Origin of the sequence: Nocardia sp. A7 (assembly GCF_046549215.1) — a bacterium.
In the GTDB taxonomy this organism is placed as follows: domain Bacteria; phylum Actinomycetota; class Actinomycetes; order Mycobacteriales; family Mycobacteriaceae; genus Nocardia.
Map to the genome: position 1 here is coordinate 28,717 of NZ_JAJPWE010000010.1, position 15,698 is coordinate 44,414.

The 15,698-nt window shown below is 67.4% G+C and carries 18 protein-coding genes; 9 read left to right on the forward strand and 9 right to left on the reverse strand.

The window, feature by feature from the left end; genetic code table 11:
* Nucleotides 1-59: 59 nt before the first annotated feature.
* Genes ACLJPD_RS32430 through rdgB form a run of 3 tightly spaced genes read left to right on the forward strand, consistent with a single transcriptional unit; the run spans nt 60 to nt 2,240 of the window.
* Nucleotides 60-824, forward strand: a complete 765-nt coding sequence (locus tag ACLJPD_RS32430) for a cyclic nucleotide-degrading phosphodiesterase (protein ID WP_410877275.1) — start codon at nt 60-62, stop codon at nt 822-824.
* Between the two features lie 43 nt (nt 825-867).
* A complete protein-coding gene (gene rph / locus ACLJPD_RS32435; RefSeq protein ID WP_410877276.1) occupies nt 868-1,632 on the forward strand; it encodes a ribonuclease PH in 765 nt (254 codons plus the stop codon).
* Nucleotides 1,633-1,634: 2 nt separating this feature from the next.
* The gene (rdgB, locus tag ACLJPD_RS32440) at nt 1,635-2,240 is read left to right on the forward strand and encodes an RdgB/HAM1 family non-canonical purine NTP pyrophosphatase (protein WP_410877278.1); all 606 of its coding nucleotides are present in this window, start codon (nt 1,635-1,637) and stop codon (nt 2,238-2,240) included.
* Nucleotides 2,241-2,314: 74 nt separating this feature from the next.
* Here the strand turns inward: rdgB and ACLJPD_RS32445 are convergent, their stop codons facing one another.
* The 3 genes from ACLJPD_RS32445 to ACLJPD_RS32455 all read right to left on the reverse strand — a co-directional run bounded on the left by ACLJPD_RS32445 (nt 2,315) and on the right by ACLJPD_RS32455 (nt 4,153).
* A complete protein-coding gene (locus ACLJPD_RS32445; RefSeq protein WP_410877280.1) occupies nt 2,315-2,689 on the reverse strand; it encodes a DUF3817 domain-containing protein in 375 nt (124 codons plus the stop codon).
* Entirely contained in the window at nt 2,686-3,114 is a 429-nt protein-coding gene (locus tag ACLJPD_RS32450) for a transcriptional regulator (protein ID WP_410877282.1), read from the reverse strand. The genes ACLJPD_RS32445 and ACLJPD_RS32450 overlap by 4 nt, the downstream gene beginning before the upstream one ends.
* Nucleotides 3,115-3,187: 73 nt before the next feature.
* Nucleotides 3,188-4,153 (reverse strand): GlxA family transcriptional regulator, encoded by a 966-nt coding sequence (locus tag ACLJPD_RS32455; protein ID WP_410877283.1) that lies wholly within the window; start codon nt 4,151-4,153, stop codon nt 3,188-3,190.
* A gap of 121 nt (nt 4,154-4,274) precedes the next feature.
* On the opposite strand from ACLJPD_RS32455, the gene ACLJPD_RS32460 reads away from it, so the two are divergent.
* Nucleotides 4,275-5,222: an NADP-dependent oxidoreductase gene (locus ACLJPD_RS32460; protein WP_410877284.1), complete on the forward strand. Its 948-nt coding sequence runs from the start codon at nt 4,275-4,277 to the stop codon at nt 5,220-5,222.
* Here the strand turns inward: ACLJPD_RS32460 and ACLJPD_RS32465 are convergent.
* Complete coding sequence (locus tag ACLJPD_RS32465) at nt 5,210-6,085, reverse strand: oxidoreductase (protein WP_410877285.1); 876 nt, start codon at nt 6,083-6,085, stop codon at nt 5,210-5,212. The genes ACLJPD_RS32460 and ACLJPD_RS32465 overlap by 13 nt on opposite strands.
* Nucleotides 6,086-6,122: 37 nt before the next feature.
* Entirely contained in the window at nt 6,123-7,040 is a 918-nt protein-coding gene (locus ACLJPD_RS32470) for an RNA polymerase sigma factor RpoD/SigA (protein WP_410877286.1), read from the reverse strand.
* 135 nt (nt 7,041-7,175) lie between these two features.
* On the opposite strand from ACLJPD_RS32470, the gene ACLJPD_RS32475 reads away from it, so the two are divergent.
* Both ACLJPD_RS32475 and ACLJPD_RS32480 read left to right on the forward strand, forming a co-directional pair.
* Nucleotides 7,176-7,805 (forward strand): TetR/AcrR family transcriptional regulator, encoded by a 630-nt coding sequence (locus ACLJPD_RS32475; protein ID WP_410877287.1) that lies wholly within the window; start codon nt 7,176-7,178, stop codon nt 7,803-7,805.
* A 67-nt stretch (nt 7,806-7,872) separates the two neighbouring features.
* Nucleotides 7,873-9,903, forward strand: coding sequence for an MDR family MFS transporter (locus ACLJPD_RS32480; RefSeq protein ID WP_410877289.1), 2,031 nt, complete (start codon nt 7,873-7,875; stop codon nt 9,901-9,903).
* Nucleotides 9,904-9,968: 65 nt separating this feature from the next.
* Here ACLJPD_RS32480 and ACLJPD_RS32485 read toward each other — a convergent pair whose 3' ends face one another.
* The 4 genes from ACLJPD_RS32485 to ACLJPD_RS32500 form a co-directional block, all read right to left on the reverse strand.
* On the reverse strand, nt 9,969-10,679 hold the full coding sequence (locus ACLJPD_RS32485; RefSeq protein WP_410877290.1) for a phosphatase PAP2 family protein: 711 nt from the start codon (nt 10,677-10,679) through the stop codon (nt 9,969-9,971).
* A gap of 25 nt (nt 10,680-10,704) precedes the next feature.
* On the reverse strand, nt 10,705-10,929 hold the full coding sequence (locus ACLJPD_RS32490) for a hypothetical protein (RefSeq protein WP_378638957.1): 225 nt from the start codon (nt 10,927-10,929) through the stop codon (nt 10,705-10,707).
* A gap of 35 nt (nt 10,930-10,964) precedes the next feature.
* Nucleotides 10,965-11,741 (reverse strand): HNH endonuclease family protein, encoded by a 777-nt coding sequence (locus ACLJPD_RS32495; protein ID WP_410877292.1) that lies wholly within the window; start codon nt 11,739-11,741, stop codon nt 10,965-10,967.
* A 198-nt stretch (nt 11,742-11,939) separates the two neighbouring features.
* Nucleotides 11,940-12,590, reverse strand: a complete 651-nt coding sequence (locus ACLJPD_RS32500; protein WP_410877294.1) for a phosphate signaling complex PhoU family protein — start codon at nt 12,588-12,590, stop codon at nt 11,940-11,942.
* A 103-nt stretch (nt 12,591-12,693) separates the two neighbouring features.
* Here ACLJPD_RS32500 and ACLJPD_RS32505 point away from each other — a divergent pair, with 103 nt between their 5' ends.
* From ACLJPD_RS32505 to ACLJPD_RS32515, 3 genes are all read left to right on the forward strand, one after another.
* A complete protein-coding gene (locus tag ACLJPD_RS32505; protein ID WP_410877319.1) occupies nt 12,694-13,785 on the forward strand; it encodes a calcium:proton antiporter in 1,092 nt (363 codons plus the stop codon).
* Nucleotides 13,786-13,983: 198 nt separating this feature from the next.
* The gene (locus ACLJPD_RS32510; protein ID WP_410877295.1) at nt 13,984-14,829 is read left to right on the forward strand and encodes an MlaE family ABC transporter permease; all 846 of its coding nucleotides are present in this window, start codon (nt 13,984-13,986) and stop codon (nt 14,827-14,829) included.
* The gene (locus tag ACLJPD_RS32515; protein ID WP_410877296.1) at nt 14,829-15,695 is read left to right on the forward strand and encodes an MlaE family ABC transporter permease; all 867 of its coding nucleotides are present in this window, start codon (nt 14,829-14,831) and stop codon (nt 15,693-15,695) included. The genes ACLJPD_RS32510 and ACLJPD_RS32515 overlap by 1 nt, the downstream gene beginning before the upstream one ends.
* The last annotated feature ends 3 nt before the right edge of the window (nt 15,696-15,698 follow it).

Sequence of the window (15,698 nt, forward strand, 5' to 3'; positions counted from 1 at the left end):
GGTCTGGAAAATGGGGGGATCCTGCAGTGAGTACCAGCACGTCGTGGCAGCATGGGGGCATGCGCCTTACCGTCCTCGGGTGCTCGGGCAGCGTGTCCGGCCCGGACTCCCCAGCGTCGGGTTACCTGCTGACGGGCCCGGGTATGCGCCCGACCGTCATCGACTTCGGGCCGGGGATCTTCGGTGCGCTGCAGAAGCACATGAACCCGGCCGATGTCGACATCTTCCTCACCCACCTGCACGCGGATCACTGCCTGGATCTGCCCGCACTGCTGGTGTGGCGGCGTTATCACCCGAATCCGCCGACCGGCAAGGCCGTGGTGCGTGGGCCCTCCGATGCGGCGTTGCGGATCGGGAACGCGTCGGCGGAGATCGGTGGCGAGACCGACGACTGGTCCGATGTGATCGATTCGCAGGTGTGGGTCGAGAACACGCCGATTCCGTTCGGGCCAGGGCTCACGGTGGAGGCTCGGCGGATGTTCCACCCGCCGGAGTCCTACGGGCTGCGGATCACGGCCGCGGATGGACGGGTCTTCGTCTACACCGGTGATACGGCGATGTGCGATGCGGTTGTCGAGTTGTCGCGGGGTGCCGACGTGCTGATGGCTGAGGCGTCGTGGACTCATGATCCGGCGAATCGTCCGCCGGGGATTCATCTTTCGGGGACCGAGGCGGGGGAGATCGCTACTCGGGCCGGGGCCAAGGAGCTGTTGCTGACGCATATTCCGCCGTGGACTTCGCGCGAGGATGTGATCGCGGAGGCCAAGGCCGCGTTCTCGGGGCCGGTGCACGCGGTGTCGCCGGGGGAGACCTTCGACCTGTAGTCCCGGACTCGAGCGCGCCAGCACTCCACCTACACTGTCGGCTGTGTCTAGACGAGCTGATGGTAGGGCGGATGACGAACTCCGCGACGTGAAGATCACTCGGGGATTCACTGCGCATCCGGCGGGGTCGGTGCTGGTGGAATTCGGGCAGACGCGGGTGATGTGTACCGCGAGCGTCACCGAGGGGGTGCCGCCGTGGCGCCGGGATTCGGGGTTGGGGTGGCTGACCGCGGAGTACGCGATGCTGCCCGCGGCCACCCATACCCGCAGCGGACGTGAGTCGGTGAAGGGCAAGGTCGGTGGGCGGACGCAGGAGATCAGCAGGCTGATCGGGCGGTCGCTGCGGGCCTGCATCGATCTGGCGGCGCTGGGCGAGAACACGATCGCGCTCGACTGTGATGTGCTGCAGGCCGACGGCGGCACCCGCACCGCGGCGATCACCGGCGCGTATGTGGCGCTCTGCGACGCGGTGACCTACCTGGCCGCCGCGGGCAAACTGGCTGACCCGCAGCCGATCTCGTGCATGATCGCCGCGGTCAGCGTCGGTGTGGTCGACGGGCGCGTTCGCCTCGACCTGCCTTACGAGGAAGATTCGCGCGCCGAGGTCGACATGAACGTGGTGGCCACCGACACCGGCACACTGGTCGAGATCCAGGGCACCGGTGAGGGCGCGACGTTCCCGCGATCGACCCTGGACAAGATGCTGGACTCGGCCTTCCTCGGTGCCGAGCAGCTGTTCGCCATCCAGAAGCAGGCACTGGCACTGCCGTACCCGGGCACCCTGCCCGAGCCGTCGGCGAAGAGGTAGTCGTGGCCGTGCGGGTGCTGGTGGCCAGCCGAAATGCCAAGAAACTGAAGGAACTTCGCCGGATCCTCGACGAGGCCGGTGTCGCCGGAGTCGAATTGGTGAGCCTGAACGAGGTGCCGCCCTACGAGGAGGCGCCCGAAACCGGCGCCACCTTCGAGGAGAACGCGATCGCGAAGGCGCGTGACGGTGCCGTCGCGACCGGATTGCCTTGTGTGGCAGACGATTCCGGCATCGAAGTGGATGCGCTGAACGGGATGCCTGGTGTGCTGTCGGCCCGATGGGCAGGCGGCCACGGCGACGACGCGGCGAACAACGCCCTGCTGCTCGCCCAACTCGGCGACGTCCCCGACGACCGTCGCGGTGGTCGCTTCGTCTCCACCTGCGCGCTGGTCCTGCCCGACGGCACGACCACGGTGGTGCGCGGCGAATGGCCGGGCACGATCGCCCGTGAACCCCACGGCGACGGCGGTTTCGGCTACGACCCGCTGTTCTTCCCCGAGGGCGGCACCGGCAGCGCCGCCGAACTCACTCCCGCCGAAAAGGACGCGGTCTCCCACCGCGGCCGTGCCCTCACCCAGCTCATCCCCGCCCTGGCCGCCCTGGCCTGAGGTCGAGCGAGCTGACCGCACAACGACAGCGCCGCCGCTCCGGATTACCGGGGCGGCGGCGCTTTTCGCCGAAGTCAGAGGCTGTACTGCTGCTTGACGTCCTTGGCGTTGCGGTGTTCGACGAAGAACGACAGCAGGGGGATGGTGCCCGCGATGAGGGTGCCGACGGTGCGGCCGATCGGCCAGCGGACCTTCACGGCGAGGTCGGCGGTGACCAGCAGGTAGGCGAAGTACACCCAGCCGTGCACGACCGCGATCCAGCTGGGGGTGTCGACGCCGAAGCCGTACTTGGCGACCATTTCGAAGGTGAGCAGCAGCAGCCACAGGCCGGTGACCCAGGCGAGCACGCGATAGCGCTGCAGGGCTGAGGCGATCTTCGCGGTGGGCGCGCTGCCCGCCGGGACGGCCGTGCCCTTGTCCAGCGAAGTGGTGGTGTCGTTGTCGGTCACCCGGCGTTCCTCTCGGGGGAGTGCAAGCCGGCGGTGCGGACCTGCGCATCGGTGTCGTTGGCGTGCAGTTGCGCCAGGTACTGGTTGTAGGCGGCCGTTTCCGGGTCGTCGGACGTGGCGGCCTTCGGTCGCTCGGGCAGGATGCCCGCGGGGATCTCGCGTGGTGCCTCGGCCTTGCCCGCACGTGGCGGCGCGGGTTGCTCGGCCTCGCGCTCGAGCCGCACGAACCGTACATAGGCGAACACCGCGAACCCGGCGAACAGCGGCCACTGCAATGCGTACCCGAGATTCTGCCCGGTACCGGTCGACGATTCGAACCGCTCCCACTGCCACCAGGCCAGTGCCAGACAGCCGAGCGCGGCGACACAGACCAGCGCGATCAGGGCCGGACGGTTGTGCGCCGGGCGAGGAGGTGGAACGGACACGCGCTCCACGGTACCCGCCTACTACAGAGCACGTAGGAGCAGGTCGCGGCCTGAGTCGGGCGTCACCTCCGAGTCAGCGCGAGGCCCTCGCGTGGAAGGTCTGGCGGTAGGCGCTGGGGGAGACGCCGATCGCCGTGGACAGGTGTTGGCGAAGGGAGGCCGCGGTCCCGAGGCCTGCTTCGGCGGCGACGCGGTCGATCGGCAGGTCGGTGGCCTCGAGGAGGTGGCGAGCGTGGTCCACGCGTTGCTGGGTGAGCCATTGGCCGGGTGGGAGGCCGGTCTCCTCGCGGAAGCGGCGGCAGAAGGTGCGCACGCTCATGCGGGCGTGGGCGGCGAGTTCGGTGAGCGGGAGCGGGCGATCGAGGCGGGACATGGCCCAGGCGCGGGTGGCGGCGGTCGTCGCGGTGGTGGGTTCGGGGATCGGGCGATCGATGAACTGTGCCTGGCCACCTTCGCGCCACGGCGGCACGATGCACAGGCGGGCGACCTGATTGGCGACCGCGCTGCCGTGATCGCGGCGCAGCAGGTGCAGGCACGCGTCGATCCCGGCGGCACTGCCCGCGGCGGTGATGATGCGGCCTTCGTCGACGAACAGCACATCGGCGTCCATCCTGACCTGGGGGAACAGGCTGCGAAAGCGCTCGGCCTGCTTCCAGTGCGTGGTGGCGGGGCGGTCGTCGAGGAGGCCGAGGGCGGCGAGTACGAAGGCGGCCGTACAGATCGAAACGATGCGGGTCTCGGGTCGCACGCGGCTCAGTGCGCGAGCCAGTCCGGCGGGCATCCACTCCGATTCCGGTGCGTCGCAGGTGGCGAACGGTGGAATCACCACGGTGTCGGCTCCGTCGAGCGCGCTGCTGTCGAACTCGACGGCAATGGTGAAGTCGGCATTCGCCGACACCGGCGCCCCGTCGAGGCTGCAGGTGCGCACGTCGTAGAGCGCGGCACCGTCGGGATCGGTCGCCGTGCCGAAGATCCGGGCCGGAATCCCCAATTCGAACGGATAGACCCCGTTCAGTGCCAGAACCACCACGCGATGCATGGCAAGATTCTTGCACATATTGGCTTTCTTGCCACTCGTCGCCGGATCGCGCACCCGGCATCGTGGACCGCACACGGCCGGTTCGCAGTGAAACGGCCTGGGAGACACAGGGAGACACGCCATGCGCGCAATCGGTCAGGACACCTTCGGCGGACCCGAGGTCCTGCGGGTGATCGAGGTGGACAAGCCCGTCCCCGCCCCCGCGGAAGTGCTGATCCGCGTGCACGCGGCCGGGGTGAACCCGACCGATTCCTGGCACCGCAGCACCGGCGGACTGGTCGGCGCGATCATCCCGCTCGGCTGGGATGTCTCCGGTGTGGTCGAGGCCGTCGGTCCCGGCGTCACCCTGTTCGCCCCCGGGGACGAGGTCTTCGGCATGCCGCGTCTGCCCCGCGCCGCGGGGACCTACGCCGACTACGTCACCGCGCCGGCCCGCCATCTCGCGCACAAGCCCGCGAACCTCACCCACATCGAGGCCGCGGGCCTTTCGCTCGTCGCGCTCACAGCCTGGCAAGCACTCGTGGAGACCGCCGACGTGCAGCCTGGTCAGCGAGTATTGATCCACGCCGCCGCGGGTGGGGTCGGCCATGTCGCGGTGCAGATCGCCAAGGCGCGCGGCGCGTACGTCATCGCCACGGCCCGCGCCGACAATCACGACTTCGTCCGCGAACTTGGCGCCGATGAGGTAATCGACTACACGACAACAGATTTCGTCGACGCGACCGAAGGCATCGACATCGTGATCGACACCGTCGGCGGCGAATACGGCCCGCGCTCCCTGCGTACCCTGCGCCCCGGCGGCATCATCGTCTCGCTGGCCTCCCCTGCGGAAGCCGCACTGGTGGAGGTGGCTCGCCCGCTCGGCCTGCGGGCCGGTTTCATGATCGTCGAGGCCGACGCCGCGGGCATGCGTGCCATCGCCGATCTGGCCGAAGCAGGTGCGCTGCGGCCCCACGTGGCGACCGTGCTGCCGTTGGAACTGGTGAGCAAGGCCCACGAGATCATCGACAATCAGCGCACCCGCGGCAAGATCGTGCTCACGGTGGCGGGGGAGAGTCAGAACTTGTAGCTGATCCCGGTCATCCGCTCGGATTCCTCCCACAGCCTGCGCAGCAGTTCGGGATCGCGCGAGATGTTGGTCGACGGGCACGCCTCGACCGGCCCTTGGGACTGCATCCACCGGTTGGGACCCCAGTAGACGGTGGGATCGGCGTCGGGTTCGGTCGCACCGAACAGCGTGGAATGGGCGGCCTTGGCTGGCGCGTGGCCGATGAGCCGGATGAACGGCTTGCTGACCCGGTCGAGCGGGGTCTCGGTGCGGGCGAACAGATCCGTCGCCGAGACCCCGGGGTGTACGGCGTAGGACTTCTTCACCGACCCGGCTTCGGTGAGCCTGCGCTGCAGTTCACGGCCGAACATCAGGTTGGCGAGTTTGGCCTGGGCGTAGGCGAGATTGCGCTGGTAGCGGCGGTTCTCGTAGTTGAGGTCGTCGATCCACAGCTTCGGCGTCTGCTTGTGCGCGATGCTGGCGATCGACACCACCCGGTCGCGGACGCGGTCGAGCAGCAGCCCCGTGAGCGCGAAATGGCCGAGGTGGTTGACGCCGAACTGGGTCTCGAACCCGTCGGTGGTGCGTGAGAACGGGATGTTCATCAGGCCCGCGTTGTTGATCAGTACATCGAATTCGCCCTGCTGGTCGGCGAATTGGCGCACGGAGGCCAGATCGGCCAGGTCGAGTGCGGCCACTCGCACGTCACCGGGGATGGCGTCGGCGATCGGCTGCGCTTTGCTCGCATTGCGGCAGGCCATGATCACGGTGGCGCCCTTGCCTGCCAGCGCCTTGGTGGTTTCGGCACCGAGGCCGCCGTTGGCCCCGGTGATCACGAAGGTGCGCCCGGTCTGGTCCGCGATGTCAGTTGGTTTCCATGCCATGCGCCTATCTTACTCTGGAGTAAGATAGGAGGGAAGGTCAGCCCAGTAATCCGCTCAGCGTACGGGCGCAGGCGGGTCTGCGCAGTTTGGTCATGGCTTTCGCCTCGATCTGGCGGGCCCGTTCGCGGGAGAAGCCGAGCGCCGAACCCACCTCCTCCAGGGTGCGTCCTTCTCCGCGATCGAGGCCGAAACGCAGTCGGATGACAGCGGATTCGCGTTCGGTGAGCACCTTCATCGCCGCCTCGACATATCCGCCGAGCATCAGATCGGCGACCACATCCGCGGGCGTGGGCGCGGTGTCGGGCAGCAGCGAGCCCAGATCGGTGTCCTCGCCGATGGGCGCGTGCAGCGACACCGGCTCGGCTTCGTGCCGCAGCACCGCCTCGACCTGCGCCGTGGTGAGGTCGGCGCCCGTGGCCAGTTCCTCGGTGGTGGCCGCGCGCCCCAACTGGTGGGCAAGCTCGCGCCGCACCCGGATCACCCGGTGCAGCACGTCGGCCACGTTCGAGGGCAGCCGGATCGTGCGCCCCTGATCGGTGAGCGCGCGACCGATCGACTGCCGAATCCAGAACGTCGCGTAGGTGGAGAGCTTGAGTCCGCGCTCGTGGTCGAACTTCTCCACCGCACGCATCAGCCCGAGCGTGCCCTCCTGGATCAGGTCGAGCAGCGACATTCCGGTGTTGGTCGGGAACCGGCGCGCGATCGAGACGACCAGGCGCAGATTCGCCCGCACCATCTGATCTTTCGCGCGTAGGCCGTCGAGTTCAGTGCGTCGCAACAGTTCTCGCTGCGGGTCGGTGAGTTCGATGTCGGCGGAGTCGATCTCGGCGCGTGCGGCGGCGCCGGCGGCGATGCGCGTCCCGAGTGCGTATTCCTGCGCTGCGGTCAGTAGGGGAGTTCGGCCGATGGCGGTCAGGTAGTCGCGAATGGGATCGGCGGTGACGGTGATGGTCAAGAGAACTCCCGTTCGATGCGCGCCCGGATGTGTGGCTGGTGACCCGTGGTCGCTTGCGGCGACGAAAGCAAACTTAGAACGAACCTAAAAATATGTCAAGAACAATTTTATGCCGAGTTCAGATATGCTGGTGACATGACGCAACAGGGGCTTCGAGCCAGAAAGAAGCAGCAGACCAGGCAGCAGATCTCGGATCGGGCGACCGAGCTGTTCCTGGCGCGGGGATTCGACCGGGTGACCATCGCCGAGGTGGCGGCCGCCGCCGACGTCGCGAAGATGACCGTCACCAACTACTTCCCCCGCAAGGAAGATCTCGCCCTCGACCTGGGGGAGGTCTACATCGACCAGCTCGCCGCGATCGTGCGGGAACGCGCGCCGGGGCAATCCGCACTGGCCGCGTTGCGCGATGCCTACCTGACGGCGGTAGCGGCGCACAGTCAACTCATCGGCTTCAGCGGAGAGCCCTTCGCCAGAATGATCGCCGACAGTCCCGCGCTGACCGCGCGCGTGCGCGAGTTCCACGACGACCGCCAGGCGGCATTGGCCGCGACGCTCGCCGCGGAGACTGGCGCCGACCCGGGCGATATCACCGCGCGCGTCGCGGCGGCCCAACTCGCCGGCGTCCAGCGGGTGTTGTTCGACGAGGTCTCCCGCCGCACCCTCGACGGTGAATCCAACGCCGAGATCGCCGCCGCGTTGACCCGCGATGCCGAGATCGCCTTCGACGCGCTCGAACCGGGCTTGGGAAACTACGCCGTGCGCTGAGATATCGGTCTGGTTGCTGCCGTGTCACTGGACATCCCCGGCAGGGGCGAAAGCCCATACTGGGCCAATGCCGGATGGTGTTGCTGTAGACAAGCCCATCGAGCCGATGAGCAAGGCGAAGATCAATATCGTCTTCGCGACCGTCGTGCTCGGCATGCTCATGGCCGCACTCGACCAGACCATCGTGTCGGCGGCGCTGCCCTCGATCGTCGCCGACCTCGGCAGTGCCGGGCACATGGCCTGGGTGGTGACCGCGTACCTGCTTGCCGAGGCGGTCGCGACCGTGCTCGCGGGCAAACTCGGTGACCTGTTCGGCCGCAAACTGCTGTTCCAGATCAGCGGCCTCATCTTCATCGCGGGCTCGGTGCTGGCCGGTGTCGCGGGCGGGATGGCCATGCTGATCGTGGCGCGCGGGATCCAGGGCGTCGGCGCGGGCGGGTTGCTTGTCACCTCGATGGCCCTGATCGCCGACACCATTCCGCTGCGCGAACGCGGCAAATACCAGGGCGCGCTCGGCGCGGTGTTCGGCGTGACCACCGTCCTCGGCCCCACCCTCGGTGGCCTGTTCACCGACCACGCGAGCTGGCGCTGGTGCTTCTACGTGAATGTGCCGATCGCGATCATCATGGTGGTGATGGCGGCGCGCACCCTGCCGCACCTGCGCGCGGTGACCCGGCCGGTGATCGACTACCTCGGCATCGGCCTGATCGCGCTCGGTGTGTCGGCGCTGATCCTCGGGCTCGAGTTCGGTGGCAACGAATACCCGTGGGGCTCATGGCAGATCATCGGTTTGTTCGTGCTCGCCGCGGTACTGATCACCGGGTTCGTGCTCGTGGAGAACCGGGCGAAGGAGCCGATGCTGCCCATGCGGTTGTTCGGCAGCCGGGTGTTCACGGTGTCGTCGGTGCTCAGCTTCATCGTCGGTTTCGCGATGCTCGGCTCGATGACGTATCTGCCCGCCTATCTGCAATATGTCGACGGCGCGACGGCGACGATCTCCGGCCTACGAACCCTGCCGCTGGTGGTCGGCCTGTTCGTCACCTCGGTCTTCTCCGGTCAGGTCGTCGGCAAGACCGGGCAGTACCGGTACTTCCCGATCGTCGGCATGGCGGTGATGGTGGTCGGCCTCGCCCTGATGTCGACGATGGGCCGCAGCACCAGCGTGTGGCTGGAATCGCTGTACATGCTGATTCTGGGTGCCGGGCTCGGCCTGTCGATGCAGGTGCTCACGATCGTGGTGCAGAACACCGTGCCCTACGCCGATCTGGGTACCGCCACCTCCGGCGTCACCTTCTTCCGCACCCTCGGCAGCGCGTTCGGCACCGCGGTCTTCGGCACGCTGTACAACAACAAGAGCGAGCCCGCGCTGGCAGCCGCGTTGCAGCAGGTACCGGGTGTCTCGCCCGAGGTGGCGGCGAATCCGAAGCTGCTGCGCGAGCTTCCGCTCGAACAGTCCGCGCCGATCATCGACGCCTACGCGAATTCGATCGACCATGTGTTCCGCTGGGTCGTCCCCGTGGCGCTCGTCGGTTTCGTCGTTGCCTGGTTCCTGCCGCAGGTGCGCCTGCGTGACAGCGCCCGCCACGGCGCGGCCGATGTCGGCGAGGGCTTCTCGGTGCCCGATTCGCACGACCGGGTGGTGCAGTTGGAACGGGCGGTCGCCACGACGGTGCGCAAGGCCAGGGCGGACAAACCGCTCATCCCCGAGCTCATCGCGGCCTCTGGCAGCACACTGACGCCGGACGCGGCGTGGGCGCTGGGGCAGGTGTACCTCTACTCCAAGGAGGGCGTCCCCGCCACGGTGTACGCCATCGCCTACCGGCACCGACTACCGGTAGAGGTGCTCTCGCCGGTCTTCCGCCATGCCGCCGACGCGGGATTGCTGCGCTCCGAAGCGGGCACGTTGTCGCTCACCGACACCGGCGACACCGAGGTCGGCAAGCTGCGGGCAGGCTGGCGCCGCTGGCTCGGTGACCGCCTCGACGACTGGAATTCCGAGGATCCGGTCGATCGCGCACTGCTCGACGAGGCGCTGTCGAAGATCGCGGCCGAGCTACTCGATCAAGGCGCCGACAGCAGCGGGGTATCGAAAGCCTGAGTTGTCCAGGCGTAGGCGGGCTTCTTCGCGGTCATCGGCAGTGGCGTGCGCCCGAGCGGGGTGATCTAGCGGATCGCCGATGTGGGTCGCGCCGAGATGGCGGAGTGGACCCACACGCGAGTGAACACCGTGACACAGAGCACGAGCCACATCAGCCCGATGATCCAGCCCGCGAGCACGTCGGTGGTCCAGTGCACGCCGAGGTAGATACGCGACAACCCGACGGCGACAGGAAACGCGACGGCGAGCACGGTCGCGGCCACCCGGACCCAGCGCTTGGTGAGTCGCGGAATCAGGACGATCGCCACGATGCCGACGACCACTGTGGAGCCGAGCGTGTGCCCCGACGGGTAGGACAGGCTGGGTTCGAAGACCAGCCGCGACTCGTCGGGCGGACGATGACGCCCGACCAGGCGTTTGATCACCCATACCAGCACACCCGCCCCCAACGAGGTGATGCCGACCAGCGCGGCGACCGGCACATTGCGCCGCAGCAGGAACCAGCCGATGGTGACCACCGCGAGAATCGTCATCGACAGTGTGGAGCCCAGGTCGGTGATCACCGTGGCGATGTCGGTGAGCGCTTCGCCGCGGTGCGCGATCATCCAGTCGAGCACCCGGGTGTCCGTCGTGGTGACACCGGTGGTGACCTCCCAGGTGAGGACGGTGATCAGCACCGCCGCGGTCGCGATCAGGCCGACCAGGATCGGCGTCCGACGGCAGAACGAGGTCCAGGCGACCTCGGGGGGCGATGGGGGCTGATAGACAGTCGGCATAGCTACCAGATTGCCAGCTCGCGCGTCAGGCTTCGAAGACGACCGTGTTGCCCGCGACGTCGCGGGTGCCCGCGTCCTTCTTGATCGCCTTCACCAGATCGGCGACGCAGTCCCACGTTCGTGGGGGCTCGCCCTCGATGTTGCCGATCGTGTACCAGGTATCGGTGCCGCGATAACGGACGAGGCCCTTGCCCGCGTCGTCGAGCATGACATCGAGCTCACCGGACACCGTCCCTTCCTCTTCGGTCATGACGGCGCACTCGGCGGTGATTTCGATGGGCTCGCTTATTTGAACTCTCCTCGGCGTAGGCAGTCATCGACTGCGGCGCGCAACGCGGTGTGCTCGGCGGTATCAACGGTCAACGCGTACTTTACCTTCACCTTGACGTAGTGCCCCACATAGGCGCACCGGAAGTTGCCGGGCGGCAGGTAGTTCGCGGGATCCTGATCACCCTTGGAACGGTTGGCCGACGGGTCGGCGGCGACCAGGTTCATCGAGTCGTTGGCGATGCGGCGGCGGGTGTCCTCGTCGCGGTCGGCGGCGCCGGATCGCCACGCTTCGGCAAGGGCGACAATGTGTTCGGCGTCGACCTTGGACGGGTCGGTGATGAACTTGTACGGCCCGAGTTGGCCGGTCTTCTTGTCGATGAAGCCGTAGTGGTCCTGCCAGCCGCCGCCCGCTGCCACCTTCAGATCGCAGGTCTTGGCGTCGAGGGTCACCTTGCCGTTGGCGTCGCGCAGCATCATCACCTCGCGGCTGGTGCATTTCGGGTACTGGGCCAGGTCGCCGGTGAAGCCGTGCTCGGGCTTGTTGGTGTCCCAGTGCGGGAATTTCTCGCGCGTGTAGCCCGTCATCGGGCCTTCCTTCGCGACGACGAGGGTGGCGACCAGATCGCCGATCTCCTTGCCCGACACCGTCGCCGCGCCCGCGGCGGCAGGCCCCGGACTCACCGTGTCCAGCAGCGAGTTCGAACAGGCGGCCACCATGGCCAGGCAGACCGCCGCGGCGAAGGCGAGCAGAGCTCGTCCCAGGGTCGTGCTGCTGATCGAAGACCATTTCATGCCCGTACCACCCAGATGCTCCGTCGAAAAATGAACCGGCACAACTTAACGGTCGCACCGGGTGTCGTCAGTGATTGTCCGCTATGAGGTCCCGCACAGCACAGTCCTAACTGGTTGCGGCTCAATAGCGTTCATCTATCGACGGAGGTGACCAGCCGCGCGGACCCACAAACGTGAGGTGATCGAGATCACATTCTATCAGTCCGCCAGCGATCCCGATTCCGGCTGAATTCCGGTGTCCAGGAAGCGAATCAGCCGCGCGATACGGGCGGTGTGGTCGACGCATCGCTGGAATTGGCTGCCGAGCAACGCCATATCGATCGCGGCCTCGGTACTCACGTCGGCCTCGGTGAGCACGGTGCGCAACTGCTTGCACAGCGTCTCCATCGCCTCGGCATCGGTGCCGTCGTCGGAGACGAATCGTCCGTTCGCCACCGCCGCGCTCACCCGCGCCACGCACTCGGCGGCAAGGGTGCCCATCGACACGAGCTCGGCGGTCACCGCCGCGGGCGCGACGACACTCGGATGCGCCCGATATACGTACTGCCCAGCGGTTTCGGTGCGTCGACCGATTCGCGACAGTTCACCGGCGACCTGGATCGCGGTCACCACGTGTCGTAGATCGCGCGCGACCGGCGCCTGCAACGCGAGCAGTGCCATGGTGCGCGATTCGCACGCGGCGAACATCCGCTGTAACTGCTCGTCGAGTGCGAACACCTCGTAGGTGGCGGCGAGGTCGGCACCGGCCAGTGCCCGGGTGACCCGCTCGGTCGCGTCATGGGCGACGCGCGACATCAGGGTGAGATCGTTGGCCAAAGCGACGAGCTCGAGGGTGAACTGGGTCCGCACGCGCTGAATTGTTCCCCATCAACGGGGTGTGAGTGAATCCATCGCCGAGATCCATGCGGCGACGGATCAGGTGTGCCCGGTTGTAGCTGGAAAGATGGGGGTCATGATTGCCGCGTTGACGACTAAATGGACCATGTACGTGCCCATCCTCGCCGCGCTCGTGCTCGTACTCAGCTGGGGTCGTTCGGTACCGGGATTGATCGTCGCGCTGGTGAGTGTCGCCCTGGTCGGTGCGGTGCTGGCGGCGGTCTATCACGCCGAGGTCGTGGCCCACCGGGTCGGGGAACCGTATGGTTCGCTGGTGCTCGCGGTGGCGGTCACCGTGATCGAGGTGGCGCTGATCGTCACGATGATGATCTCCGGCGGCGACAAGGCGGCCTCGCTGGCCCGCGACACCGTGTTCGCCGCGGTGATGATCACCTGCAATGGCATCTTCGGACTGGTGCTGCTCGTCGGCGCGCTGCGCAGGCGGGTGGCGGTGTTCAACGCGGAAGGTACCGGTGCCGCCCTGGCTACCGTCGCGACCCTGGCCACGCTGAGTCTGGTGTTGCCGACCTTCACCACCAGCGCGCCGGGCCCGGAGTTCTCGTCCGCGCAGCTCACCTTCGCCGCCGTTGCCTCGCTGGCGCTCTACGGGCTGTTCGTGATGGTGCAGACGGTGCGTCACCCCGACGATTTCCTCCCGGTCGAGGACGGCGGCGCGGTCGACGACGGCGACACTGCCGGTCACGCGCCGTCGAACCGGGCCGCGCTGATCAGTCTCGGGATGCTGGTGCTGGCCCTGGTCTGTGTGGTCGGGCTGGCCAAGGTGGTCTCGCCCGCGCTCGAGTCGGCGATCGCCTCGGCCGGATTGCCGCCGTCGGCGGTGGGTGTGGTGATCGCGATGCTGGTGCTGCTGCCGGAGACCATCGCCGCGGTGAACTCGGCGCGCCGCAATCAGGTGCAGATCGGTCTGAACCTGGCGCTCGGTTCCGCGATGGCCAGCATCGGTCTGACCATTCCGGTGATCGCGATCGCGACCATCTGGCTCAGCGGTCCGCTGGTGCTCGGTCTCGGTGCTACTCAGATGGTTCTGCTCGCGCTGACGGTCGTGGTCGGCACGCTGACGATCGTTCCCGGCCGTGCGACCCTGCTGCACAGTGGCGTTCACCTGGCGTTGTTCGCGGCTTTTGTGTTCCTGGCCGCAAGCCCGTAGCTGAGGTGTTGCGGATCACACGGCACGTAGATCTGTCATGGAAACCGCGGAAAAGCGACGAGGGTCACCCACTGGAAATTTTGTTGTGACGCAGAGTACCGGTTAGCTTGCTGGAGTTGGCACCGACGCCGAAGCCAGAGAGTGCGGTATGAAAATCACCAAGCCCCGTGCTTCACGAGCGGCCCGGAGGCATCTCTGATGTCTACCGATCTGCACTCCACGAAGCCGGATTCCGCTACCCAGATCGTCCGCCAGAACTTCACCGACACCGTCGTGTCGTCGCTGCGGACCTTCGGGCGTGCGGTCGATCTCGCACAGCAATCGGTCGGCGGCTCGTTCTCCGATATCGCCCGCAGGCAGTTCCAGTGGCGTGAGACCCTCGTGCAGGCCTGGCGCCTGATCACGGTCACCGCCATTCCCGCGATCCTGATGGCGATCCCGTTCGGCGTGATCGTCTCGGTCCAGGTCGGCAACCTGATCCACAGCCTCGGCGCCGACTCGATGCTCGGCGCCACCGGCGGCCTTGGCGTGATCAAGCAGGGCGCGCCCATCGCCACCGGCTTCCTGCTCGGTGGCGCGGGCGCGGCGGCCATCGCGGCCGACCTCGGCGCGCGCACCATCCGCGAGGAGATCGACGCGCTCAACACCATGGGCATCAACCCGGTGCACCGCCTCGTGATCCCGCGACTGGTGGCCATGCTGATCGTCGCCCCGATGCTCAATGTGCTGATCATCTTCGTCGGCGTGCTGGCCGGTTACGCGGTGGCCGTCGGTGGGCAGGGCGTGACCCCGGGTAGCTACTGGTCGACGTTCGGTTCCTTCGCGACCGCCGGTGACGTGTGGGTCTCGCTGCTCAAGGCACTGATCTTCGGCTTCCTGGTCGTGATCATCTCCTGCCAGCGCGGCCTGGAGGCCAAGGGCGGACCACGCGGTGTGGCCGACGCGGTGAACGCGGCCGTGGTGCTCTCGGTGGTCTCGATCGCGATCGTGAACCTGCTGGCCAGCCAGATCAGTGCCATGTTCCTGCCGACGAAGTTGGCGTGATGGCTGCCTCCTCGTATATCCCCACCTCGCTGCACTGGCTGCGCAAGCCCGCCCGCATCGGCAAGCGGATCGTCACCGCCGGTGAATCGCTGGGCTTCGTCGCGGTGTTCGTCTGGCAGGTGCTGTCCTCGGTGCCGCTGACGCTGCGCCGCTATCGGGACGAGACGCTGCGCGCGGTCACCGATATGACCTGGGGTCGCGGGTCGGTCATCGTCGGTGGCGGGACCGTCCCGATGATGATCGTGCTCGGTCTCGTCATGGGTGCCTCGGTGGGCGTCGAATCGTTCGCCTCACTCGACATGCTCGGCATGGGCCCGGTCACCGGCGTGATCTCGGCCTACGCGACCACCCGTGAGCTGGCCCCGATCGCGGCGGCCATCGGTTTCGCCGCACAGGCCGGGTGTCGGATCACCGCCGAGATCGGTGCGATGCGCATCTCCGAGGAGATCGACGCGATCGAGGCGCTCGGCCTGCGTTCGGTGCCCTATGTCGTCACCACCAGGGTGATCGCGGGCGCCATCGCCATCGTGCCGACCTTCCTGATCGCGCTGATCCTGGCCTACGGCGCCTGCCGCGGGCTGCTCACGATGGTCTACGGCCAGTCGGCCGGTGTGTACGACCACTACTTCTTCCAGTTCATCTCCGGCTTCGACATGATCGCCGCGGTGATCAAGGTGGCCGTGTTCGGCACGGTGGTGATCCTGGTGCACGCCTACTTCGGGTTCTTCGCCACCGGCGGCCCCGAGGGGGTCGGGATCGCCTCCGGTCGCGCGGTGCGCGCCAGTTCGGTGGCCATCATCGCCATCGACATGGTCCTCACGATCATGCTCTGGGGCTTCAACTCGGCGATCAGTTTTACGGGGTGAGCT

Coding starts and splice junctions, on each gene's coding strand:
- ACLJPD_RS32455 (WP_410877283.1), bottom strand. CDS start 4,153: ATGCATCGCGTGGTGGTTCTGGCACTGAACGGGGTCTATCCGTTCGAA.
- ACLJPD_RS32460 (WP_410877284.1), top strand. CDS start 4,275: ATGCGCGCAATCGGTCAGGACACCTTCGGCGGACCCGAGGTCCTGCGG.
- ACLJPD_RS32430 (WP_410877275.1), top strand. CDS start 60: ATGCGCCTTACCGTCCTCGGGTGCTCGGGCAGCGTGTCCGGCCCGGAC.
- ACLJPD_RS32510 (WP_410877295.1), top strand. CDS start 13,984: ATGTCTACCGATCTGCACTCCACGAAGCCGGATTCCGCTACCCAGATC.
- ACLJPD_RS32475 (WP_410877287.1), top strand. CDS start 7,176: ATGACGCAACAGGGGCTTCGAGCCAGAAAGAAGCAGCAGACCAGGCAG.
- ACLJPD_RS32505 (WP_410877319.1), top strand. CDS start 12,694: ATGATTGCCGCGTTGACGACTAAATGGACCATGTACGTGCCCATCCTC.
- ACLJPD_RS32480 (WP_410877289.1), top strand. CDS start 7,873: ATGCCGGATGGTGTTGCTGTAGACAAGCCCATCGAGCCGATGAGCAAG.
- ACLJPD_RS32490 (WP_378638957.1), bottom strand. CDS start 10,929: ATGACCGAAGAGGAAGGGACGGTGTCCGGTGAGCTCGATGTCATGCTC.
- ACLJPD_RS32485 (WP_410877290.1), bottom strand. CDS start 10,679: ATGCCGACTGTCTATCAGCCCCCATCGCCCCCCGAGGTCGCCTGGACC.
- ACLJPD_RS32495 (WP_410877292.1), bottom strand. CDS start 11,741: ATGAAATGGTCTTCGATCAGCAGCACGACCCTGGGACGAGCTCTGCTC.
- ACLJPD_RS32515 (WP_410877296.1), top strand. CDS start 14,829: ATGGCTGCCTCCTCGTATATCCCCACCTCGCTGCACTGGCTGCGCAAG.
- ACLJPD_RS32465 (WP_410877285.1), bottom strand. CDS start 6,085: ATGGCATGGAAACCAACTGACATCGCGGACCAGACCGGGCGCACCTTC.